The organism is Pseudomonas sp. FP2335, from assembly GCF_030687535.1.
Taxonomy (GTDB): domain Bacteria; phylum Pseudomonadota; class Gammaproteobacteria; order Pseudomonadales; family Pseudomonadaceae; genus Aquipseudomonas.
On record NZ_CP117437.1, the window covers coordinates 4,205,000 to 4,228,527 of the forward strand.

General features: G+C 63.1%; 9 protein-coding genes. 4 read left to right on the plus strand and 5 right to left on the minus strand.

Features of this window, described 5'->3' with window-relative positions; all coding sequences use genetic code 11:
• Positions 1-13: 13 nt before the first annotated feature.
• The 3 genes from PSH81_RS18880 to PSH81_RS18890 form a co-directional block, all read right to left on the minus strand.
• Positions 14-2,719 carry a hypothetical protein gene (locus PSH81_RS18880; RefSeq protein ID WP_305391287.1) on the minus strand — a complete coding sequence of 902 codons (2,706 nt, stop codon included), beginning with the start codon at positions 2,717-2,719 and terminating at the stop codon, positions 14-16.
• 129 nt (positions 2,720-2,848) lie between these two features.
• The gene (locus PSH81_RS18885; protein WP_305391288.1) at positions 2,849-15,754 is read right to left on the minus strand and encodes a non-ribosomal peptide synthetase; all 12,906 of its coding nucleotides are present in this window, start codon (positions 15,752-15,754) and stop codon (positions 2,849-2,851) included.
• A gap of 51 nt (positions 15,755-15,805) precedes the next feature.
• On the minus strand, positions 15,806-16,558 hold the full coding sequence (locus PSH81_RS18890; RefSeq protein WP_192296963.1) for a thioesterase II family protein: 753 nt from the start codon (positions 16,556-16,558) through the stop codon (positions 15,806-15,808).
• A gap of 302 nt (positions 16,559-16,860) precedes the next feature.
• Here PSH81_RS18890 and PSH81_RS18895 point away from each other — a divergent pair, with 302 nt between their 5' ends.
• A complete protein-coding gene (locus PSH81_RS18895) occupies positions 16,861-17,412 on the plus strand; it encodes an RNA polymerase factor sigma-70 (protein ID WP_005789991.1) in 552 nt (183 codons plus the stop codon).
• Between the two features lie 164 nt (positions 17,413-17,576).
• On the opposite strand, the gene PSH81_RS18900 is transcribed toward PSH81_RS18895, so the two are convergent.
• Positions 17,577-18,365 carry an ABC transporter substrate-binding protein gene (locus PSH81_RS18900; protein ID WP_226455021.1) on the minus strand — a complete coding sequence of 263 codons (789 nt, stop codon included), beginning with the start codon at positions 18,363-18,365 and terminating at the stop codon, positions 17,577-17,579.
• 93 nt (positions 18,366-18,458) lie between these two features.
• On the minus strand, positions 18,459-19,082 hold the full coding sequence (locus tag PSH81_RS18905) for a TetR/AcrR family transcriptional regulator (protein WP_305391289.1): 624 nt from the start codon (positions 19,080-19,082) through the stop codon (positions 18,459-18,461).
• 153 nt (positions 19,083-19,235) lie between these two features.
• On the opposite strand from PSH81_RS18905, the gene PSH81_RS18910 reads away from it, so the two are divergent.
• The 3 genes from PSH81_RS18910 to atuC are packed head-to-tail and all read left to right on the plus strand — an operon-like array spanning position 19,236 to position 23,520.
• Positions 19,236-21,014 carry an acyclic terpene utilization AtuA family protein gene (locus PSH81_RS18910; RefSeq protein ID WP_305391290.1) on the plus strand — a complete coding sequence of 593 codons (1,779 nt, stop codon included), beginning with the start codon at positions 19,236-19,238 and terminating at the stop codon, positions 21,012-21,014.
• Between the two features lie 13 nt (positions 21,015-21,027).
• Positions 21,028-21,900 carry an SDR family oxidoreductase gene (locus tag PSH81_RS18915; protein WP_305391291.1) on the plus strand — a complete coding sequence of 291 codons (873 nt, stop codon included), beginning with the start codon at positions 21,028-21,030 and terminating at the stop codon, positions 21,898-21,900.
• Positions 21,901-21,903: 3 nt separating this feature from the next.
• Complete coding sequence (gene atuC / locus PSH81_RS18920) at positions 21,904-23,520, plus strand: geranyl-CoA carboxylase subunit beta (RefSeq protein ID WP_305391292.1); 1,617 nt, start codon at positions 21,904-21,906, stop codon at positions 23,518-23,520.
• Positions 23,521-23,528 lie beyond the last annotated feature (8 nt).

Consider the following 23,528-nt stretch of genomic DNA (forward strand, 5'->3'; position numbering starts at 1 on the left):
TCGAGCCCCAGTCTTACGTCAGATACAAAGTAAACGTATCAACCATCACCCAGTCATTGGTACTCGTTTTTAAAGTAATTGTTGAGATGCTAGTGTTCAAGGGTGCGGAGAAATCGACCCAATGATTAAGTGGTCCACCCGTTTCTTGGCCGCGTAGCACCATTCTCCCTATTGAGAAATGACTGCTGTCTAAAAACTCAATCGTAAATAAACCATCAAGCCATATCAGTGAAAAGGTCACGCGTCGACACGAGAATTTTAAATCCAACTCAATATTCTGAGGGCCCGTGTGGAGGTAACCTATCATGAGCCCAGGGCCCGACGGTGAGGATGGCTCAAACATAACACCGGACTGACCGGGACCACTTATGTGCCTGACGGTCATACGTGGAGTTTCAAGACTGCCGCCAGCAGTGATAATTTGAGGGTTGGGTACATCACGAACATCGAAGTTCTCATAGAGAATTAAAGCTGGCGTAACCACGCTCAACATCCGTTTTGGACATACCACATTCTCATCTGAACTACCGTCCGTTGCGACGCTGAATGTGAGGGACAAGTTGGTTGTGTCCTTTAGCTTAGCCAACTCGGATCGCAGTACAGGAGCCGCCACCCCTGCAGTCAGCTCTGGCGAGGTAATGGCTCTGGCCGAGTACACATTAAACGAGTAGGCATTGCCGTTTTTGTCCGTACCCTCCGCTCGTAACCAGCACTTCTGCCCTGCCCGCAGAAACCACATCGGATCTTCGAGAGAATTGGCATTCCCGGTAAATGTCCTCAGGTCCAGAACGGCGTTCTGAGTCCTGGGTGGCGTCGCCTCCAGCACGTTTGGCGTTTCCAGGCGCACAGGCAAACTGACGTTCAAGTTCATAGGCCGTGAGGTCTGCACCTTGCATGCAGTGGTGACCGTGTAAGTGATCTGCACCACTTTCCCCATACTCTCGATCACGGCTTCCGACGGCAGAAGGAAGATGACCGGCCCCGAAGCGCTGCCGGATTGGGAAGCCAGAGACCAACACGTACCATCAGCCTTTTTCCAGCAGACGCTGATGGTGTGCTTGGGGTTCATGCCGACGTAATTCACTTCAACGTGTACGCCATTGCGCCCATTGTAAGCAGTCAAGTTGGAGCCCACCGCCTCTGTAACGCTGGGCTCAAGCAACACCAGCGGCTCTTGCTCGATAGTGAACGTCTGCGAAGGAAACTCAATGGCGGTCGCCCGATTGCATTTGCCATCAAAACCCACTGCGAAATGCAGTTGGAATTCGCTGCAATCCGCCAGTTTTTTCAACTCACTGCGTGAGATGGGGGCATCCACCCCCCTCTGCACCCAATCTGCGGTAAGGGGCTTACCCACCAATACGTCGAACTCATGGATGTTGCCATTCTCAAGCTCACCGGTTACCCACATCCAGCAGCATTGACCCACGGCGGCGTAGTCAAAGAGAGGAACGATACCTGTGCCGTCACCAATGAATGTGCTCAGATCCACCGTACTCGCGGTGGCTTGCTCAATGCCCGGGTGTGGAAGCTGTGGCGCCAACACGTCGATATAGCGCAGCGGCGAAGGTTGTGGTGCGTAATCATTGAATTGAAGGGTGTAGCCCAGTTTCAGCGTCTTATTGAATAGCGCAGCAAAGACCTCGGGAGGAACCTCAAATGACAAGCTGCTTTCGCCCGCGCTTACGTGCTGACAACCAAGCGATATAGGTCCATAGTCGCCCCCTTCAGCCTGAGCGCAAACAAGATCGCCTTCAGTCATACCCTCATAATTGACAATCGCATGTCCGCCGTTGACCGTGTTGGTTGGGTTGACCTCCCAATGCCCGGGACGCAGCTCGACCGACTCTCGCAGATTTGGAGGGTTCAGTTCCTGGTACGGGTCCACCTGCAGCAGCGTGGTGGTACGCAAGTGGAAATCCTGGGCGTTGATAGGCAGTGGAGTTTCAAAAAGAGGGTCGCCTGGCTCAGGGAATACAGGCTGGCTTGTATCCCAGATAACACCTAAGTGGGCCGTCAGCGCCGAGTAGTCATCCAGTCTGGCCATCCATGGGCGTGAAAGAGGAAACCTGAAGACATAACCCGCATGAGCCTCATGGGGCTGTACCACATAATCCAGCGCAACCCAGATGAAGCGGTACGGCGCGACGTGCTGGTTGCCGGCGACGGCGATAAACAACCGTTGCCCTGCATAGATAAAAGGCCAGGCCTCGACTGCGACGATTTCATTACCAGTGAAACCCTGCATCCTCAGCCACAATGTGTTCCACTCATTCTTGGCGTGCGTATACACCGGCCTCGATACAACCAGATCGTTCTCCCGCAAGAACTGAACTTCCAGCTCCAGCACTTGGGAAGCCTCCTCCTTGCCCCCCACCATAGCCGTGTACCACATCTGCATAGTGTGTCCGATCATCAAACTGACTGACTGCGCAGAAATAGGAACGACATCATCGCCGTCATCCACAGAAACGGGCTCGAATGCAGGCTCAGCCTGATCCTTGATAGCGATGAAAAATGTGCAGCCCGTGGCATCCGCAGGCAACGTCAACTTGGCCTGCGTCCCGTCAATCGCATCCATGGGGTACAGCACGCTGTTATTGGCTGCGAACTTGACAACAGGAACGGGGAATTGCGCCTTGGGCCCTTTCGGCGAGCGCGGTGGAGTGCTGGCCGGTTGAAGAGATGAGGTATTTTCAGAGATCGGTTTTTTAGCCACGATAAGACTCCTGTCAAGCATTAGATCACTGTCATAGCTGGCCATATCGGCCAGAGCCTTCGGTGATCTAACGCTTGGATCAGGAGCTTTGCCTACTGTCAGATCTGACAGTTCTGACTAGCGGCCCGCTCAAATCCCTTCCAACTGCGCCATCAAATCACTCAACCGATCCACCTTCTCGGCGCTGACCTCATTGGCCGCCAACCCATCGATATACTCGGCCAACTCCGCCACCGTGCTGCACTCGAACATCGCCCGCAACGGCACATCACGCTGCAAGCTCTTTTGCACCCGCGAGGCAATCTGCGTGGCCAGCAACGAGTGCCCGCCCAGTTCGAAAAAGTTGTCCTGCACGCCGACCCGTTCAACTTTCAGCACCTCGGCCCAGATCGCAGCCAGGGTGGTTTCCAGCGGGTTGCGCGGCGCCAGGTAATCCTGGCTCTGGAGCTGGCCGATTTCGAGCAAAGGCAACGCCTTGCGGTCGAGTTTGCCGTTGGCATTCAACGGCAGACGCTCAAGCCACAGCCAGTGCAGCGGCACCATGTATTCCGGCAGTTCGGCGCGCAGGCGTTGCTTGATGCGGTCCAGGCGTTCGCTCGGGTTGAGGGTTTCATTGGCAGCGACCAGATAGCCAACCAGGTGTTTGCCGTTGACGCCGTCCTGCACGCCAACCGCCCCGTCGCGCACTTCCGGTTGCTCATGCAGGCGTGCTTCGATTTCACCGAGTTCGATGCGGTAGCCGCGAATCTTCACCTGATGGTCGATACGCCCGACGTACTCCAGCACGCCATCGCTGCGCCGACGCGCCAAGTCGCCGGTGCGGTACAGGCGCTCGCCCGGTGCACCAAACGGATTCGGCACAAACACCGGTGCGGTGCGCAGCGGGTCGCTGACGTAACCACGCCCGACGCCCGTACCGGCCACGCACAACTCGCCGACCGCGCCTTGCGGCACCAGCTCCAGCGCACCGTCCAGCAGGTACAAACGGTTGTTGTCGGTCGGTGTGCCAATCGGCAGGTAAGTGCCACGGGTCGAGGCCAGGTCGACGCGGAAGAACGCCACGTCATCCGAACATTCCGCCGGGCCATAGGCGTTCACCAGCCCAATCTCGGGATAACGCTGCAACCACTGATGCGCCAGTTCCGGTGGCATCGCTTCGCCGGTCGGCAGCATCCAACGCAGGCCGTCGAGGTGGATGCGGTCCTGGGCGAGCATGCCCTGGATCAATGACGGCACGCTCTCCAGCACCGTGATGCCTTGCACCTGGACATGCTCGAGCAAGCCTTGCGGATCATGGGCCAGGGCGTTCGGCACGATGTCCACCCGTGCGCCAAACAGCGGCGCGGCGAGGAACTGCCAGACGGAAATATCGAAACTTTGCGAGGCGGTCTGGGCGATCACATCCGCGTCGCTCAGGTTCAGGTACGGCACCTTGCTCAACTGGTTGTTGAGCATACCGCGCTGTTCGACCATCACGCCCTTGGGCAACCCGGTGGAACCCGAGGTGTAGATCACGTAGGCGAGGTTGTCTGGGCCGCTGTAGACCCCAGGGTTGGCACCGCGAGCCGGCACTTCTTGCCACACCAGCAACTGGCAGTCGAAGCCTTCGAGCAATTCGATGGCCTGCTCGCGGCACGCCTCGCTGCACACCAGCAATGGCGTACGACTCAGCTCGATAATGCTGCGCAACCGCTGGCTCGGCAGGCCCGGGTCCAACGGCAGGTAACCGGCTCCAGCCTTGAAGCTGCCGATGATCATGCCCAGCAGGTCCAAGTTGCGCTCGCCGAGCAACGCCACTGGTTGATCAAGGCCGACACCGGCTTCGATCAACGCATGGCCCAGGCCGTTGCTGCGCCGGTTCAGCTCGTCATAGCTCCAGTGCTGGTCCAGGCAACTGGCGGCGACACGCTGTGGATGCGCCGCCACCTGGGCTTCGAACAGCTCCACGTAGCTGCTTTGCAGCGGATAGTCGTGGTCGCTCTGATTGCAGCCCTCCAGCAAAAACTCACGCTCCTGCTCGCCAATCAACGGCAAGTCGGCCATGTCGCCATGGAAGCCCTGCACCAGCGCCAGCAACAGACGCTTGAACTCGCCGAGCATGCCTTGCACGGTGGTTTCGTCGAAGTAACGCTGGTCATAGGACAGGTGCAAGCCCAGATCATCCCCCGGATAACACACCGCCGTCAGCGGGAAGTTGGTGTGGGTTCGGCCGGAGTCCGAGGTGGCATTCAGGCTTTGCGCACGGTCCAGCACCGAGACTTCCACCGGCGCGTTTTCAAACACGAACAGGCTGTCGAACAGCGGCTGGCCCTTGGGCAGTTCGCTGTGTTCCTGGATCGTCACCAGCGGCAGGTATTCGTACTCGCGCAGTTGCATATTGCTGTCGAGCAGGCCGCTCAACCATTGGCGCACGCTGCACGGCTGACCGTCCTCGGGCAGTTTCACCCGCAGCGCGATGCTGTTGATGAACAGGCCGACGGTGCGCTGCATCTGCGGCATTTCCACCGGGCGACCGGCCACGGTGACGCCGAACAACACGTCGCGCTCACCGCTCAAACGCCGCAATACCAAAGCCCATGCGGCCTGGGCAAAGGTGTTGACGGTCAGTTGATGGGCCTGGGCCAGCTCACGCAATTGCGCCCCATCGCGGGCATCCAGACGGGTGTAGCAATCCCCCACCACCATGCCGCCGTGGCCCGCGTGGTCACGCATAAAGGGGCGGTCGCTCGGGATCGGCGTGGTGCGCTCAAAGCCTTGCAGGTTCTGCTGCCACCACTGGCGCGCCTCATCCAGGTTCTGGCGTTGCAGCCAGGCGATGTAGTCGCGATAACGCGGCGGCGCCGCCAGTTGCGCCTCGCGGCCTTCGCCGAGGGCCATGTAAATGTCGAAGAAGTCGTTCATCAGCAATGAACGGCACCATGCATCGATGAGGATGTGGTGGTTGCTCATCATGAACCAGTAGCGCTCGGCGCCGACGCGGATCAAACGCAGGTGGAACGGCGCCTGGTTGAGTAGATCGAAACCGGCTTCGCGCTCGGCCTTGAGCAAGGCTTGCAGGCGCGGTTCCTGCTCTTCTTGAGGAGCATTGCTCCAATCCAGGTATTCAATCGGCGTGCTGCCCGGCTTGTGGATCACTTGCAACATGTCTTCGCCGACGTTCCAACAGAACGACGCACGCAAGGCTTCGTGACGGGCAATCACTGCCTGCCAGGCCTGGGCGAAACGCTCGGGGTCCAGGGCGCTATTGATGCGGTAGCGATCCTGCATGTAGTACAGGCCGGTGCCCGGCTCCAGCAGGGTATGCAGCAACAGGCCCTCCTGCATCGGCGTCAGCGGGTAGACGTCTTCGATGACGCTGGCCGGTACGGGCAAGGCATCCAGTTGCACCTGGGTCAGCTGTGCCAGTGGGAAGTCGGACGGCGTGAGGCCGCCGGCATCGTCCTTGAGGCAGTGGGCGATCAGGCTGTGCAGTTCGGCGAGGTAGGCGTCGGCCAGTTCGTGGATAGTTTGCGGGGCGTGGCGTTCGCGGCTGAAGGTCCAGCGCAACACCAGTTCACCACCGTACACCTGGCTGTCGACGCTCAGTGCGTTGGGCAGCGGCGCGTCCGGGTCGTGGGCGAGGCCGGCGGATTCGTCCAGCGGGTGGAACAGCGCATCGCTGCCAAAGCTCTGGTCGAACTGGCCGAGGTAGTTGAAGGTGATCTCGGCGCTCGGCAGTGCCGCCAGGGTCTGCTGGGTCACGTCGTCCGCGAGATAGCGCAACACGCCATAACCCAGGCCTTTGTGCGGCACGCCGCGCAGTTGCTCCTTGATCGCCTTGATCGAGGCGCCCTGCCCGGCGGCTTCTTCGATGTGCAGCGGGGTCAGGCGCAGCGGGTAGGCGCTGGTGAACCAGCCGACGCTGCGGGTCAGGTCGATGTCGTCGAACAGGGTTTCGCGGCCGTGGCCTTCCAATTGGATCAGCGCCGAAGCATGCCCGCTCCAGCGGCACAGCACGCGGGCCAGGGCGGTCAGCAGCAAGTCATTGACCTGGGTGCGGTAGGCGCTTGGCGCCTGTTGCAGCAACTGGCGGGTGCGTTCGGCATCCAGGCGCACGCTGACGGTCTCGGCATCGCGATGGCGCAGGCTGCCGTGTGGACGGTCCACCGGCAAGCTCACCGCGGGCCCGGCCAACTGTTCTTGCCACACACCGAGTTCTTCGCGCAGGGATTCGCTGCCGGCATACGCCTGCAAACGTGCCGCCCAATCACGCAACGCGCTGGTCTTGGCCGGCAGGCTGACGGACTGGCCGTCGCTCAACTGGCGATAGACGTTTTGCAGGTCTTCGAGCAAGACACGCCACGACACGCCGTCCACCACCAGGTGATGGATCGCGATCAGCAGGCGTTGTTGCCCCTCGGGGCCGTCCACCAGCAAGGCACGCAGCAACGGGCCGTGTTCCAGGTCAAGGCTGCGCTGGGTGTCGGTGAACAGCGCGGTGCAATCTCTCATGTCGCGCACTTGCGCCTGCATCAGCACACCGCCTTTAGGCACTGCCAAGTGCTCGGCGTGCCACTGCGCATCGCGCTGGGTGAAGCTCAGACGCAGTGCATCGTGGTGCTCCAGCACCGCCAGCAGCGCTTGCTCCAGGCGATGTGGTTCGAGCAACTGCAGCGGCTGGAGCAGCAGCGCCTGGTTCCAGTGCTGGCGCTGGGCAATCTCGGTATCGAAGAACCAGTGCTGGATCGGCGTAAGGCCCGAGCTGCCGACCAACACGCCCTGCTCCGCGGTGACCTGCTCGGAGCGGGTGGCGACGGCGGCGAGGGTTTGCACGGTCTGGTGCTGGAACAGGTCCCGCGGGCTGAAATGAATCCCGGCCTGGCGCGCACGGCTGACCACCTGAATCGACAGGATCGAGTCGCCACCCAGCTCAAAGAAGTTATCGTCGAGGCCGACCTGCTGCACGTTCAACACTGCGCACCAGATCGCCGCCAAGGTGCTTTCCAGTTCGTTGCGCGGCGCCACGTACTCTTGACGATTGGCCTGCGGGTCCGGTTGCGGCAAGGCGCGGCGGTCGAGTTTGCCGTTGGCGGTCAGCGGCATGCTGTCGAGCACAATCAGGTGCGCGGGCACCATGTAGTCCGGCAGTTGTGCTTTCAGATGGGCCTTGAGTGCTTCGCGCAATGGGGCGTGGTCGGCATCGCTGACCAGATACGCCACCAGCTGTTTGCCGCTTGGCGCGTCCAGCGCCAGCACCACCGCTTCGCGCACCGCGTCGTGTTCCAGCAGGCGGGTTTCGATCTCGCCCAGTTCAATGCGAAAGCCACGGATCTTCACCTGATGGTCGATACGTCCCAGGTACTCGACCAAACCGTCGGCGCGCTGACGCACCAGATCGCCAGTGCGGTACAGACGCCCGCCATTGCCGGCAAACGGATCGGCGATAAAACGCTCCGCCGTCATCCCCGCACGCTGGTGATACCCCTGGGCCAAGCCTGCGCCGCCGACGTACAGCTCGCCAGTCGCGCCTTGCGGCACCAGGGCCAGGTCGGCGTCGAGAATGTACGCCACGCGCTCGCCGATAATGCTGCCGATCGGCACGCTGGCGGCGCCCTCTTCCAATTGCTCGGGGGCGAGGCTGGCCAGCGGCATGACCACGGTTTCAGTCGGGCCGTAGGCGTTGAAGAACACCTCGGGCTGGAACGCCGCGCGGATCCGCTGCAAGTGTTCGCCGGTCAGCGCCTCGCCGCCGGTGATGCACATGCGCACCGGCAAGGTCTGCTGCTGTGTCGCCAGCCACTGCGCCAACTGGCTGCCGTAGCTTGGGGTGAAGCCGAGGATACTGATGCGATGGGTGCGGATCAGCGCGCAGATTTCTTGTGCGTCCCACTGCCCTTGCGCCCGCAACACCACCTGCGCACCACTGAGCAACGGCACCAACAGGCGCTCGGTGGCGGCGTCGAAGTTGATCGAATAGAAGTGCAGCTCGCAGTCATCCGCGCGCATGCCGAAACGTTCGATCACCGCCTGGCAATGCATGGCGATTTCGCCGTGGGCCACCACCACGCCTTTGGGTTTGCCGGTGGAGCCGGAGGTGTAGATCAGGTACGCCTGATGCTGCGCCAGGCTGAGCAACGGCAGCTCGTCCAGCGGGTAGTTGCCAAGCACTGGCAGGTCATCTTCCAGGCACCAGCAGGCCACCGTTGCCGGCAGTTCACCGAGGGCTTCGAACATCGCTGTGTCACTGAGCAGCAGGCCGATGTCGCTGTCTTCGATCATGTAGTGCAAGCGGTCCAGCGGGTATTCCGGGTCCAGCGGCACGTAGGCGCCGCCGGCCTTGAGGATCGCCAACAGGCCGACGACCATTTCCAGGGATCGCGGCAACGCCAGGCCGACCCGCACCTGCGGGCCGACGCCACGCTCGCGCAGCATCCAGGCCAGGCGGTTGGCGCGTTCGTTGAGTTCGCGGTAGCTGAGGGTCGCACCGGCAAAGGTCAGGGCCGGCGCCTCACCGCGGGCCAGCGCCTGCTGGCTGAACAACTGATGGATGCACTGGTCGAGACGGTGTTCGCCCGGTTCGCTGCCTAGGCTGTGCTGCAAGGCGCGCTGCTCATCGCGGCTGAGCAACGGCAGTTCGCTCAGACGCTGCTGCGGGTCGGCGATCAACGCTTCGAGCAGGTTGCGCCAATGTTCGGCCATGCGCGCAATGCGCGGCTCGTCGAACAAATCGGTGCTGTAGGTCAGGCAGCAACCCAGACGATGGTCAAGATCGGTGACTTCCAGATTGAGGTCAAACTTGGTCGCCCGTGCATCGTTGGCCAGGTACTCGACGGTCATGCCGGCGAGTTCGCGGCTCTGCTGGAATTCCCAGCGCTGCACGTTGCACATCACCTGGAACAACGGGTTGTACGCCGCACTGCGCGGCGGTTGCAGGGCTTCTACCAGGTGGTCGAACGGCAGGTCCTGGTGGGATTGGCCTTCGATCACGGTGTGGCGCACCTGCTCAAACAGCTCGGCGACATTCATCTGCCCGCTGAGTTGGCAACGCAGCACCTGGGTGTTGAGGAACGCGCCGATCAGCCCTTCGCTTTCCGGGCGGATGCGGTTGGCCACGGGGGCGCCGATGCGCAGGTCGGTCTGGCCGCTGTAGCGGTAGAGCAGCACGGCGAGGGTGGCGGTCATGGTCATGAACAGGGTCAGGCCGCGTTCGGCATTGAACGTGCGGACGCGGGCAGCCAAGTCGTCGCTCAAGTCGAAGCGGTACAGCTCGCCCTGATGGCTTTGCACCGGCGGACGTGGACGGTCGCCGGGCAGTTCGAGCAGCGGGTGTTCGCTGCCCAGTTGCGCGGTCCAGTAGTCCAGTTGGCGCTGGCGTTCGCCGGACTCCAGCCACTGGCGCTGCCACACGCTGTAGTCGAGGTACTGCACCGGCAACGGCGCCAGCGGCGAGGTACGCTCGTCGATAAACGCCTCGTACAGCGCGCTGAGCTCACGGGCAAAAATGTCCATGGCCCAGCCTTCGGTGACGATGTGGTGCAGGGTCAGTACCAGGTAGTGCTCACGCTCGCCGGCCTTGACCACACAGGCGCGCAGCAACGGGCCGGTTTCCAGGTTGAACGGGGTGTGGGCTTCGTGATCCGCCAGTTGCTGCAAACGTTGCTGGCGTTCGCTCTCGTCCAGCGCCGAGAAGTCCTGCCAGCCCATGCGCAGGCCGGTCTGCGCCGAGACTTTTTGATAAGCCACGCCGTCCACACTCGGGAAGGTGGTGCGCAGGGTTTCGTGACGCATGATCAAGGCCTGCAACGCCGCCTCGAAACGCCCCACATCCAGCACACCGCGCAAGCGCGCCATGCCGCCGACGTTGTAGGCCGGGCTGTCCGGTTCCATCTGCCAGAGGAACCACATGCGCTGCTGGGAATAGGACAACGGCACGGGTTGGCTGCGGTCGACCTGGGCGATGGCGGTCTGTTGGTTGCGCTGGCCCGAGGCCTGGATCAAGCCGACCTGCTCGGCAAACGCGCCCAGCTCGCTGGCTTCGAACAAGGTCCGCAGCGGCAACTCGACGTCACAAGCCTGGCGGGTGCGCGAGATGATCTGCGTGGCCAGCAACGAGTGCCCGCCGAGGGCGAAGAAATCATCGCGCAGGCCAATGCGTGGCAAGCCGAGCACCTCGCGCCAGATCGCGGCGATCTGCTGTTGCAGCGGCGTTTGAGGTTCGACGTGTTCGCGGGTTTGCCACACCGGTTCCGGCAGGGCACGGCGCTCGAGTTTGCCGCTGGGGCTCAGGGGCATGGCATCCAGGCGCATCAACAGCGCAGGCACCATGTACTCCGGCAACTCGGCGGCCAAGGCGCTTTTCACGTCCTCTTCGTCCAATGCGGTGTGGGCGGTGTAGTAGCCGATCAACTGCGCGTCACGCACCAGCACCACGGCTTGGGCGATGCCCTCAAGGGCGAGCAGGCGCGCTTCGATTTCTTCCGGTTCCACGCGAAAGCCGCGCAGCTTGACCTGCTGATCGAGGCGGCCGAGGTAGTCGAGCACACCGTCGACGCTCCAGCGCACACGGTCACCCGTGCGATACAAGCGTGCGCCCGCCTCGCCCAGCGGGTCGGCGATAAACCGCTCGGCGGTCAAACCGGCACGCCCGAGATAACCGCGCGCCAGGCCGATGCCGCCGATGCACAGCTCGCCCGGCACGCCGACCGGCAGCAGGTTCAGGTGCTCGTCGAGCACACGGCAGATCACATTGCCCAACGGCCGACCAATCGGCGAACGCTCGCCGTCTCCGGCGTGGCAATGCCAGTGGGTCACGTTGATCGCGGTTTCGGTCGGGCCATAACGGTTGTGCAATTGCACCGCCGGCAACTGCGCCAACACACGGTTGCGCAGCTCGGCGGGCAACGCCTCGCCACCGGAGAACAGGCGACGCAGGCTGGTGCATTCGGCTGCCAGCGGTTCGTCGATAAACAGCTGCAACAACGGCGGCACAAAGTGCAGCGTGGTCACGCCGTGTTGCTGCACCAACTGCGCGATGCGGTGCGGGTCGCGATGCTCACCGGGGCCGGCCAGCACCAGGCGGCAGCCGCTGATCAGCGGCCAGAAGCATTCCCACACCGACACGTCGAAACTGATCGGCGCCTTTTGCATCAGCACGTCGGTTGCGTTCAGTCGGTAAGTCGCCTGCATCCACTGCAAGCGCTCGGCCAGGGCTGCATGGGTGTTGCCCACGCCCTTGGGCTGGCCGGTGGAGCCGGAGGTGTAGATCACGTAGGCGAGGTTGTCGCCGTGCAGGTGCAGGCCCGGCGGCTGGGTCGGCCAGCTGTCGAGGTGCAGGCTGTCCATGGCGATCACACTGACGCCGTCCGCCGTGGGCAGTTGTTCCAGCAGCGAGGTTTGGGTCAGCAGCAGTTCAACCCCGCTGTCGTTGAGCATGTAGGCCAGGCGCTCGGCGGGGTAATCCGGGTCCAGTGGCACGTAGGCGCCGCCGGCCTTGATGATCGCCAACAGGCCGATCAGCAGTTGCGGCGAACGCTCGGCGGCGATGGCCACGCACACGTCCGGGCCGACGCCTTTGTCACGCAGGTAGTGGGCCAGGCGGTTGGCCTGGGTGTGCAGTTGGGCAAAGGTCAAGGTGCCGCCCTGCCACACCAGTGCGGTGTTGTCCGAGGTCTGCGCGTTGAGCAATTCGGGCAGCCACTGTTGGGCAGGTGCGCACGGCGCGGCGCCCCACGGCTGGAGTTCGGTTTGCAGCAGTTGCAGATCGCCGATGGCTTGATGCGGTTGTTCGCAGATGGCCTGCAGCAGGTGGGTGAAGTGCTCGGCCAGGCGCTGGATGGTCGCGGTATCGAACAGCTCGTCGGCGTAGTCGAACGACAGGCTCAGGCGCCCGTTGCGGTCTTCTTCGCTGTGCAGTTGCAGGTCGAACTTGGCTTCGCGGCTGTGCCACGGCAACTCATCGGCAAGCATCCCCGGCAGGCGGCGCAAGGCGCTGAGGTCGCGTTGCTGGTGGTTGAACATGACCTGGAACAGGCCTTGTTCGCGGGCCTGGGGGAAGGCTTCGAGCAACTGTTCGAAGGGCAGGTCCTGATGGGCCTGGGCGCCCAACGTCGTCTGGCGGGTTGCGGCCAACAACTGGTTGAACGGCAGGCGCCCGTCCAGTTCGGCGCGCAACACCAACGTGTTGATGAAGAAGCCGATCAGGCCCTGGGTTTCCTGGCGCGGGCGGTTGGCACTGGGCACGCCGATACGGATGTCGCGCTGGCCGCTGTAGCGGTAGAGCAACGTCTGGAACGCCGCGAGCAGCAGCATGAACGGCGTCGACTCATGGGCTTGGGCAGTCTGGCGGATCGCCGCACTGAGGCGGGCATCCAGGCGCACGCTGTGGCGCGAAGCGCTGTGTAGGTGTTGCGCCGAGCGCGGGTGGTCGGTGGCCAGGCCGAGCGGCGGATGCTCATCGCCGAGCTGGGCTTTCCAGTACGCCAGTTGACGCTGGCCTTCCCCTTCGGCCAGCCATTGACGCTGCCAACTGCCGTAGTCGGCGTATTGCAGCGCCAGGGGCGGCAGCTCCAGGGTCTGGCCTTGGGCGGCCGCGGCGTACAGGCGTGAGAATTCATCAATGAGGATGTTCAGCGACCAGCCGTCCGCGATGATGTGGTGCAGCGTCACCAACAACTGGTGATCTTCATCGTCCAGACGCACCAGGGTGACCCACAGCAGCGGGCCTTGTTCCAGGTCGAACTGGGTGCGCGCTTCGTCCTCGCGCAGCTGCCGGGCACGGGCTTCGCGGTCGGCGGCGGGCAGGTCACTGAGGTCGATGATTTGCAGGTCGAACGCCGTGTTTTTATCGACACGCTGGAAGGCTTGGCCGTCGCGCTCGTAGAAGCGCGTGCGCAAGGCTTCGTGGCGCTGGATCAGGTGTTCGAAGCTGGCGCGCACGGCGTCTTCATCCAGTTCGCCACGCAAACGCAAGGCGCCCGGGATGGTGTAAGCGCTGCTCTGCGGGTCGAGTTGCCAAGTGATCCACAGGCGGTTTTGCGCCAGGGACTGCGGCAGCTCGTCCTGGCGTGACAGTGCGTGGATGGCGCCTTGGGCGACGCCGCCGTCCTGCTGCAATTGCGCAACGCTGGCGGCAAAGGTCGAGAGTGTCGGCGCTTCGAACAGCAGGCGCAGGTTCAGCTCCAGGCCGAGGGTTTCGCGCAGCCGGGCAACCACTTGGGTGGCGGTGATGGAGTTGCCGCCGAGCAGAAAGAAGTGGTCATCGGCGGCGACGCTGGCCAGTTGCAGCTGCTCGCACCAGACCGCGGCGATCTGGTTTTGCAGGTCGGATTCCAGCGCCGCAGTGCTGACTGAGGCGCCCGCGTCGGGGAACTGCGCGTAGCTGTCGAGGCTGCCATCGGCATGGCGCAGGCCACACGCGGCACGTTGCACCTTGCCGCTGGAGGTCTTGGGCAAGGCGCCGGGGTTGAGCAACACCACCACGCTTGGCGCTTCTTGATAGGCCTCGGCGACGGCTTGGCGGATCGCCTTGATCAGCGCTGCGGGCGGCAGGATCTTCTGCACACTGCGGCTGATCTCGGCAGCGATACCAATGCCTTCCAGGCCACCGTCATTCACCGCGAACGCCGCAACCCGACCCTTGCGCACCACTTCCACCTCGCGTTCGATGGTTTGTTCGATGTCCTGGGGGTACAGGTTGTGGCCACGCACGATCAGCAGGTCTTTGAGGCGCCCGGTGATGTACACCTCGCCAAAGCGGATAAAGCCCAGGTCGCCGGTGCGCAGCCAGGTACGGCCGTTGTGTTGGACGAAGGTCTTGGCGCTGGCTTCGGGGTTGCGCCAGTAACCGTGGGCGATGCTCGGGCCGGTGGCCCAGAGTTCGCCGACGCTGTTGTCCGGCAGTTCGGCGAGGGTGTGCGGGTCGGCGATCAGCACCGCGTGCTCCGGCTGGCTGGTGCCGCAGCTCATGATCGCCCTGCCCTGCCCCGGCTCGGCGCGGTTGGCGGCCAGCGCTTGCTCGTCGACGTGCAGCGCGGGGATGCCACGGCCACGGGTGCCGCCGGCGACAAACAAGGTCGCTTCGGCCAGGCCGTAGGAGGCGAAGAAATTGTCCGCGCTGAAACCGCACACCGCGAACTTCTCGGCGAAGCGTTCCAGGGTGTCGAGGCGGATCGGCTCGGAGCCGGAATAGGCCACGCGCCACTTGCTCAAGTCCAGGCGTTCCAAGGCCGACTCGCTGACCCGTTCGCTGCACAGGCGATAAGCGAAATCCGGGCCGCCGCTGATGGTGCCGCCGTATTCGCTGATCGCTTCAAGCCAACGCAACGGCCGCCCCAGGAAGTACGCCGGCGACATCAGCACGCACGGCACGCCGCTGAAAATCGGTTGCAGCAGGCCGCCGATCAGGCCCATGTCGTGGTACAGCGGCAGCCAGCTGACGATCACGTCGTCGGGGTTGAGGTCGATGCCAAAACCACGGCGGATCAGCACCTCGTTGGCGACCAGGTTGCCGTGGCTGACTTGCACGCCCTTGGGCAATGCGGTGGAGCCGGAGGTGTATTGCAGGAAGGCGATGTCGTCAGATTGCAGGTCGACGGCGCTCCAGCGGTCGGCGAGCGTTGCCTCCAGGGTGTCGACGCTCAACACCGGCGGCGCATTTTCGATCTGAGCCAGGCCGTCGCCGAGGCTGGCGATGGTCAGCAGCAGGCGCGGTTCGGCATCGCTGATGATCGACAGCAGGCGCTCCTGATGATGGCGACGGGTCGACTCCGGCGGGTAGGCCGGCACCGCGATCACCCCGGCGTACAGGCAGGCAAAAAATGCCGCGACGTAGTCCGGGCCGCTGGGGAACAACAGCACCGCGCGGTCGCCCGGTTCGGCATTGGCCTGCAAGGCGGCGGCAATGGTACGTGCGCGCCTGTCGAGGTCGCGGTAACTGAGCACGACGCTGTGCTCGGCGGACTCGGCGAGGAAGCGCAGGGCAACCTGGTCCGGGGTCTGCGCGGCGCGGCGTTGAAGGGACTGGACCAAAGTGCGGGGGAGTTCGAAGGCGTCCATCATGGGGTTCCTGCCTGGAATCGGCTTACGGGAAATTCGGGAAGTCGGGTGCGTTCAGCCAGCGATCAATTGCCGCGCCGCGCCATTGCGCCAGCGGGCCAGGTGTTCGTCGGCGTAACGGCGGATGCAACGCAGCACGGCGCTTTCGTGCTGCACGAGGAAGAAGTGGTGGCCGTCGAACATGTCCAGGGAGAAGCCGCTGGCGGCGTCGTCCTGCCAGTCGAGCAGTTGATCGGCGCGCACGCTGTCTTGCTTGCCGCCGAACACGTGGATCGGCATGCGCAGCGGCGCGCGTCGGCCGTAGCTGAAACTGCCGCAGAGCAGAAAATCCGCCCGCAGGATCGGTAGCATCAACGCCATCAATTCGGGGTTGGCCAAGGCTTCTTCGGCGGTGCCTTGCAGTTCGCGCAGGCGGGCGATCAGTTGCTCATCGGTCTTCTCGATGGCGTACTCGCTGACGTCACGCCGCGCCGGGCCGGCGGTGCCGGAGGCGAACAGCGCAAGGGGCGCTGGCAGGTTGCGGGCGCTGAGCGCGTGGGCCAGTTCGAATGCCAGCAGGCCGCCGAGGCTGTGGCCGAACAAGGCGTAGGGACCGTTCAGGTCGCGCCCGATTTCCTCGGCGAGCTGCGCGGCCAGGGCCTGGATGTCGCGCTGCAACGGCTCGTCCATGCGCATGCCGCGCCCGGGCAATTCCAGCGGACAGACCTGCAACCAGTCCGGCAAAGACCGCCGCCAGCGGGCGTAGACCATGGCGCTGGCGCCCGAATAGGGCAGGCAAAACAGGCGCAGGCGCGTCGGCGTACTCATCTGGCGAGCACTCCACACTGAAACACGCTGTGTGCACGATAAAAACCCATTTCGCCCTCCTGCGGGTGCTGATCCTTGGCCGTTTTACGAACGGACCTGTCACCCATGAGAACGGACGGAGCCGGCAAATAATTAGTCGCAGGCTTTGCGCCAGACGGGGTTCACATCGAACCAGAAAGCATAAGATTAGTTCGCCTTCTCATTTGACAATCATTATCATTCAGCATAATTTGTTGCCCGATGTGTAGGAGGCCTCAGCAAGGACGCCCTCCCCTAACCTCTTTGCGACAAGGTGATTTTCCATGACGGAACAAGTATCCACAGGCAGGTGCGACTCACCCCTTCTACAGGCATTTGTCGACAATCGACTGATCCTGGTGAAGATCGCGGCACGCATTACCGGGTGCCGTTCCCGTGCCGAAGACGTAGTGCAGGACGCCTACTTCCGACTGCAATCGGCGCCGACGATCACGTCATCGTTCAAGGCCCAATTGAGTTACCTGTTTCAGATCGTGCGTAACCTGGCGATCGATCACTATCGCAAGCAGGCCCTGGAGCTCAAGTACTCCGGGACAGAAGAGGAAGGCTTGAATGTGGTTATTCACGGCGCTTCACCGGAGACGTCCCACATCAACTTCAACACCCTGGAAAACATCGCCGACGCGTTGACGGAGTTGCCCCAGCGCACCCGCTACGCATTCGAGATGTACCGCTTGCACGGCGTGCCGCAAAAAGACATCGCCAAGGAACTCGGCGTGTCGCCGACGTTGGTGAACTTCATGATCCGTGATGCGCTGGTGCACTGCCGCAAGGTGTCGGGCAGCCATAGCGATACGTTTGCACGGCGGGTCTGAACACAGCACAAAACTGACTGTGTGGGCTTTTGTGGGAGTTGCTGGGGAGTGAGTGCTCGGCTGCAGATCCCCACGCATTGCTAGTTCTCTGTGGGAGCAGTGTTGGCTGAACCACCGCTTTCGCGGGCAAGCCCGCTCCCACAGGTTGGTCCGCGTTGTGCCGGTCAGGGCATCGGCATTACATCGATGCGATAGGGCTCGAATATTTTCAGCATCTGCCCACTATCGCGCAAACGCTTGAGCAACTCGGTAAACGCCTGCGCCGTAATCGGCGCTTTCGGCCGCAGCAACGCATAGTGGTGATACACCTGGTCAATGCGTTGCGAAACCAGGAACTGCCCGGCCATCTGTGCATTGCGCACCATGAAATCGCTCAGGTACGAACGGGTCACCAAGGCAATATCGGCACGCCCGCGTGCAACCATCAGCAGGTTGCTGTCATGGGAATAGGTCAACGTCGCGTTGAAGTGTTCGACCAGGTACTTGGGGTCGGGGTTGAAGTTGGCGAAGGCGTAGTGATAACCGCTGAACACCGCCAAACGTTTGCCATCCAGGTCGGTGAAATAGCTTTGGTCGCGTGCAGGCAGGCGTTGAGCGACGAACACTTCGGCGTCTTCCAGCCCCATGTCGACGCTGGTGTGGGCAATCTTCTGCCAGCCCCAGTCGGGGTTTTCGAAGATCGCCATGTCGACCCGGCCCTGCTCGAAGTCACGGAAGCGCCGCGGAATGGAGGTGGGTACCAGCACGAACTGGTAGTCGGTTTGCGACGTGTTCAAGGCCTCCACCAGTTGCGGCAGCAGCCCGGTGTCGGCGCCTTGCTCAGGGCGTACGGTGTAGGGCGGGAAGTGTGCCGCGCCGATCCTCACCAATTGCGCAGCCGAAGCCGGCACCCAACATGCGGTGCCCAGTGCCCATAAAGTAACTCCTGCAGCCAGCCGCCATGGCGAAAACATCGAGGCACGCACCGTTTCATACTGTGATGGCGATAAGCTAGGCGTTTTTGTCGAGGGAGACAACTTTCCACCGCCAAATTAATAGCTTGCGCCTCAATCGGCCTTCAGAACCATCAGCAGCGCTTGCTCGGCCAATTGCTCCAGGGTCAGGCTGCCCTCGGCGCGAAACCAGGTGGTGGTCCAGGACAAGGCCCCGGTCAAAAAGCGCCGGGTGATAAACACATCGCCCCTGATGTAGCCAGCCGCCTTGGCCTCGCCAAGTACCTGCAACCACAGGGCTTCGTACACGTCGCGCAGCGCCAGCACCTGGGCCTGGCCTTCGGCAGACAGCGAACGCCACTCGTACACCAACACCGCCATGGCCTCGCCGCTGCCGCCCATGATCGACTGCAATTCACAGCGGATCAGCGCCAGCACGCGTTCGCGCACCGTGCTCGCTTCTTCCAGCGAGGCGCGCATCATCGCCGTGTTGTAGTGGATGGTTTCTTCCATCACCGCGCGCAGGATCTCGTCCTTGCTCTTGAAGTGATGAAAAATGCTGCCGGACTGGATGCCCACGGCACTTGCCAGGTCACGCACGGTGGTGCGCTCAAAGCCTTTGTTGCGAAACAGGTGCGCCGCGGTTTGCAGCAACTTGCCCCGGGCACTCTCGGGGTCGGTCAATTGGCCGGCGTCGACCATGGTGCGCATCACCCCCAGGGCTTTGTGCTCATCCATGCCTCTCTCCTCTACTTCTACTGACGTCTTGGCCGGCAATTTAGGCCGTGGCCGCTACCCAAGCAAGCGCTTGGGCAAAATCTATGTCCAGAGTTTACAAACCAAGCGCTTGCTTGGTAGTCTCGGCAACAGCCATCAGAGCAAGGATTTCTCATGAGTGACACGGTTCGTATCGGCTGCGCCAGCGCCTTCTGGGGCGACACCTGCACCGCCGCCGCCCAGTTGGTGCATGGCGGTGCGCTGGATTACCTGGTGTTCGACTACCTGGCGGAAGTCACGATGTCGATTCTTGCCGGAGCGCGGATGAAAGATCCCCAGGCCGGCTACGCCACGGATTTTGTCGAGGTGCTCACGCCGCTGCTGGCAGACATCCAGCGCCAGGGCATCCGCGTGATCAGCAACGCCGGCGGCATCCATCCCCAAGCCTGCGCCGCCGCCCTGCAAGCGGCCTGCGACAAGGCCGGCATCGCGCTGAAAATCGCCGTGCTGCTGGGCGACGACCTGCAACCCCAACTCAAAAAACTCGAAAACATCACCGACATGTTCGACGGCACGCCCCTGCCCCCCATGTGCGTGTCCGCCAACGCCTACCTCGGCGCGCCCGGCATAACCCAAGCGCTGGGGTTGGGCGCAGACATCATCATCACCGGCCGCGTGGTCGACAGCGCCGTGGTCAGCGCGGCACTGGTGCATGCCTTCAACTGGTCATGGCACGACTACGACCGCCTCGCCCAAGCCGCGCTGGCCGGGCACATCATCGAATGCGGCGCGCAGTGCACCGGCGGCAACTTCACCGATTGGCGCGATGTGCCGGACTACGCACACATCGGGTTCCCCATCGTTGAGGTCAGCGCCGACGGTCAGTTCACAGTGAGCAAAGTCGAGGGCACCGGCGGCCTGATCAGCGAACTGAGCGTGGCCGAACAACTGCTGTATGAGATTGGCGACCCACGCGCCTATTTACTCCCGGATGTGATCTGCGACTTCAGCCAGGTCACCTTGCAGCAACAGGGTGACAACCGCGTGCGCCTGCACGGCGCCAAGGGCCTGCCGCCCAGCGACAGATACAAGGTCAGCGCCACCTGGCCGGACGGCTTCCGTTGCACCGCCAGTTGCCTGATCGCCGGGATCGACGCCGTGGCCAAGGCCGAGCGGGTCAGCCAGGCGATCATCGACAAGACCGCCGAACTGTTCCGCCAACGCGGCTGGGCGCCGTATACCGAGGTGAACATCGAACTGCTCGGCAGCGAAGCCACCTACGGCCCCCACGCCAGGCGCCACGACTGCCGCGAAGTGGTGGTGAAACTGGCGGTACGTCACCCCAGCAAACAGGCGCTGGTGCTGTTCGCCCGCGAGATTGCCCAGGCCGCCACCGGCATGGCGCCGGGGTTGACCGGGATCGTCGGCGGACGGCCGACGGTGTATCCGCTGATCCGCTTGTTTTCGTTCCTGGTGGATAAATCCGTGTGCGCGCCGCTGATCGATTTCCAGGGCCAGCGTCACAACGTTGAACTTCCCGCCGCCGCCCGCCCCAGCACACCCACCGCCGCGGTTGCGCCCCCCAAGCCCGAGGGCCAGGCCGACGCCAGCGTGCCGCTGGTCAAACTCGCCGTGGCGCGCTCGGGGGACAAGGGCAACCACAGCAATATCGGCGTGATCGCCCGTGCGCCCGAGTACCTGCCGTGGATCGCTGAAGCGCTGACCCCCGAGGTGATCGTCGAGTGGATGGGCCACGTGCTCGACCCACAGCGCGGCCGCGTTCAACGCTGGTATCTGCCGGGCAGCCACAGCCTCAATTTCCTGCTGGAAAACGCCCTGGGCGGCGGCGGTATCGCCAGCCTGCGCATCGACCCGCAAGGCAAGGCCTTCGCCCAGCAACTGCTGGAAATCCCCATCGCCGTGCCGCAACACCTTGCTGACCAACTCAACTGACAGGAGCGTGGCCATGGCCTTCGATTCGATCTTCAAAGCCGACCTGTTCCAGGGGCACACCGTGATAGTCACCGGGGGTGGCAGCGGCATCGGTCGTTGCACCGCCCATGAGCTGGCGGCGCTCGGTGCGCGGGTGATCCTGGTGGGACGCAAGCCCGAGAAGCTGGAAAAAGTCGCGGCAGAAATTGCCGAAGACGGCGGCAACGCCCATTGGCTGGCCTGCGATATTCGCGATGAAGAGGCGGTGAAGGCGCTGGTCACGCAGGTTCTCAAGGAGCACGGGGCGATCCACGGCCTGGTGAACAACGCTGGCGGCCAATACCCGTCGCCGTTGGCTTCGATCAACCAGAAAGGCTTCGAAACCGTGCTGCGCACCAACCTCGTCGGCGGTTTCCTGATGGCCCGGGAAGTGTTCAACCAATCCATGAGCAAACAGGGCGGCGCCATCGTCAACATGCTCGCCGACATGTGGGGCGGCATGCCCGGCATGGGCCACTCGGGCGCGGCGCGCGCCGGCATGGACAACTTCACCAAGACGGCCGCCTTCGAGTGGGGCTGTGCCGGGGTGCGGGTCAACGCCGTGGCGCCGGGGTGGATTGCGTCCAGCGGCATGGACACCTACGAAGGTGCATTCAAGGCGGTGATCCCGACCCTGGGCGAACATGTGCCGCTCAAGCGCATCGGCACCGAATCGGAAGTCAGCGCGGCCATCGTGTTCCTGCTCAGCCCCGCCGCCGCCTTTATCAGCGGCAGCACCCTGCGCATCGACGGTGCCGCGAGCCTGGGCAGCCGCGCCTGGCCATTGCACAAGGCGCAACCGCCGAGCGAGCCGTTCAACGGCTTCCACCGCGCGTATTTGCCCGATGTGCTCAAGGCGGAGCAATAAACCATGCCAGTGCTTGAATCCTTGATCGACCCCCACAGCGCCCAGTTCGCGCAGAACCGTGAAGCCATGCTGGTGGGCATCCAGCACCTGCGCCAATTGGAGCAGAACCTGCTGAACAAGGCCGAGGAGGCCAGGCCCAAGTTCGACAAGCGCGGGCAACTGCTGCCCCGTGAGCGCCTCAATCTGCTGCTGGACCCGGGCGCGCCGTTCCTCGAACTCGCCAGCCTGGCCGGCTACAAGCTGCACGACGACAAGGACGGCAGCGCCGCCGGCGGTGGCTTGATCGCCGGTATCGGCTACGTCAGTGGCGTGCGCATGCTGGTGGTGGCCAACAACAGCGCGATCAAGGGCGGCACGATTTCCCCCACGGGGCTGAAAAAATCCCTGCGCCTGCAACAGATCGCCATGGAAAACAAACTGCCGGTGGTGACCCTGGCCGAGAGCGGCGGTGCCAACCTCAACTATGCCGCCGAAATTTTCGTCGAAGGTGCGCGCAGCTTTGCCAACCAGGCGCGCATGTCGGCCATGGGCTTGCCGCAGATCACCGTGGTGCACGGTTCGGCCACGGCGGGCGGGGCGTATCAGCCGGGGTTGTCGGATTACGTGGTGGTGGTGCGCGGCAAGGCCAAGCTGTTCCTCGCCGGGCCGCCGTTGCTCAAGGCGGCCACCGGCGAAGTCGCCACCGATGAGGAACTGGGCGGTGCCGAAATGCACGCCCAAATCGCCGGCACCGCGGAATACCTGGCGGAAAACGATGCCGATGGCGTGCGCATCGTGCGTGAGATCGTCAGCGCTTTGCCATGGAATGATCAACTGCCGCAGGTGCCCAAGCGCGCCTACGACGAACCGCTCTACCCCATCGAAGAGCTGCTGGGCCTGATCCCGGACGACCCGAAAAAACCCTACGACGTGCGCGAGATCCTCGCGCGCCTGGCCGACGCGTCGCGCTTGCTCGAATTCAAGGGCGAGTTCGATGCCCACACCGTCTGCGGCCACCTGCACATCCAGGGCCGCGCCGTCGGCGTGATCGGCAACAACGGCCCGATCACGCCAAAAGGCGCGAGCAAGGCTGCGCAATTTATCCAGCTGTGCGACCAGAGCCGCACGCCACTGCTGTTCCTGCACAACACTACCGGTTTCATGGTCGGCACCGAATCCGAACAGCAAGGGGTGATCAAGCACGGCGCGAAGATGATCCAGGCGGTGGCGAATGCGCGGGTGCCTAAACTGACGATTGTGCTCGGCGGCTCCTACGGCGCCGGCAACTATGCAATGTGCGGCCGTGGCCTGGACCCGCGCTTCATCTTCGCCTGGCCTAACAGCCGCACGGCGGTGATGGGCGGCGCGCAGGCGGGCAAGGTGCTGCGGATCGTCACCGAGGCCAAGCAATTGAAAGACGGCCTGGTGCCCGATCCCAAGGTGCTGGACATGCTGGAGCAAGTCACCGCGCAGAAGCTCGACAGCCAGTCCACCGCGCTCTACGGCAGTGCCAACCTGTGGGACGACGGGCTGATCGACCCCCGGGATACACGGACCCTGCTCGGCTTTCTGCTGGACCTTTGCCACGAGGCCCAGATGCGTGAACTGCAACCCAATACCTTCGGCGTAGCGCGCTTCTAGGAGAACAA

What these genes read in the sequence shown, in the direction of transcription:
- PSH81_RS18885 (WP_305391288.1), bottom strand. Translation starts at nt 15,754, where the DNA reads ATGATGGACGCCTTCGAACTCCCCCGCACTTTGGTCCAGTCCCTTCAA.
- PSH81_RS18890 (WP_192296963.1), bottom strand. Translation starts at nt 16,558, where the DNA reads ATGAGTACGCCGACGCGCCTGCGCCTGTTTTGCCTGCCCTATTCGGGC.
- PSH81_RS18895 (WP_005789991.1), top strand. Translation starts at nt 16,861, where the DNA reads ATGACGGAACAAGTATCCACAGGCAGGTGCGACTCACCCCTTCTACAG.
- PSH81_RS18900 (WP_226455021.1), bottom strand. Translation starts at nt 18,365, where the DNA reads ATGTTTTCGCCATGGCGGCTGGCTGCAGGAGTTACTTTATGGGCACTG.
- PSH81_RS18905 (WP_305391289.1), bottom strand. Translation starts at nt 19,082, where the DNA reads ATGGATGAGCACAAAGCCCTGGGGGTGATGCGCACCATGGTCGACGCC.
- PSH81_RS18910 (WP_305391290.1), top strand. Translation starts at nt 19,236, where the DNA reads ATGAGTGACACGGTTCGTATCGGCTGCGCCAGCGCCTTCTGGGGCGAC.
- PSH81_RS18915 (WP_305391291.1), top strand. Translation starts at nt 21,028, where the DNA reads ATGGCCTTCGATTCGATCTTCAAAGCCGACCTGTTCCAGGGGCACACC.
- atuC (WP_305391292.1), top strand. Translation starts at nt 21,904, where the DNA reads ATGCCAGTGCTTGAATCCTTGATCGACCCCCACAGCGCCCAGTTCGCG.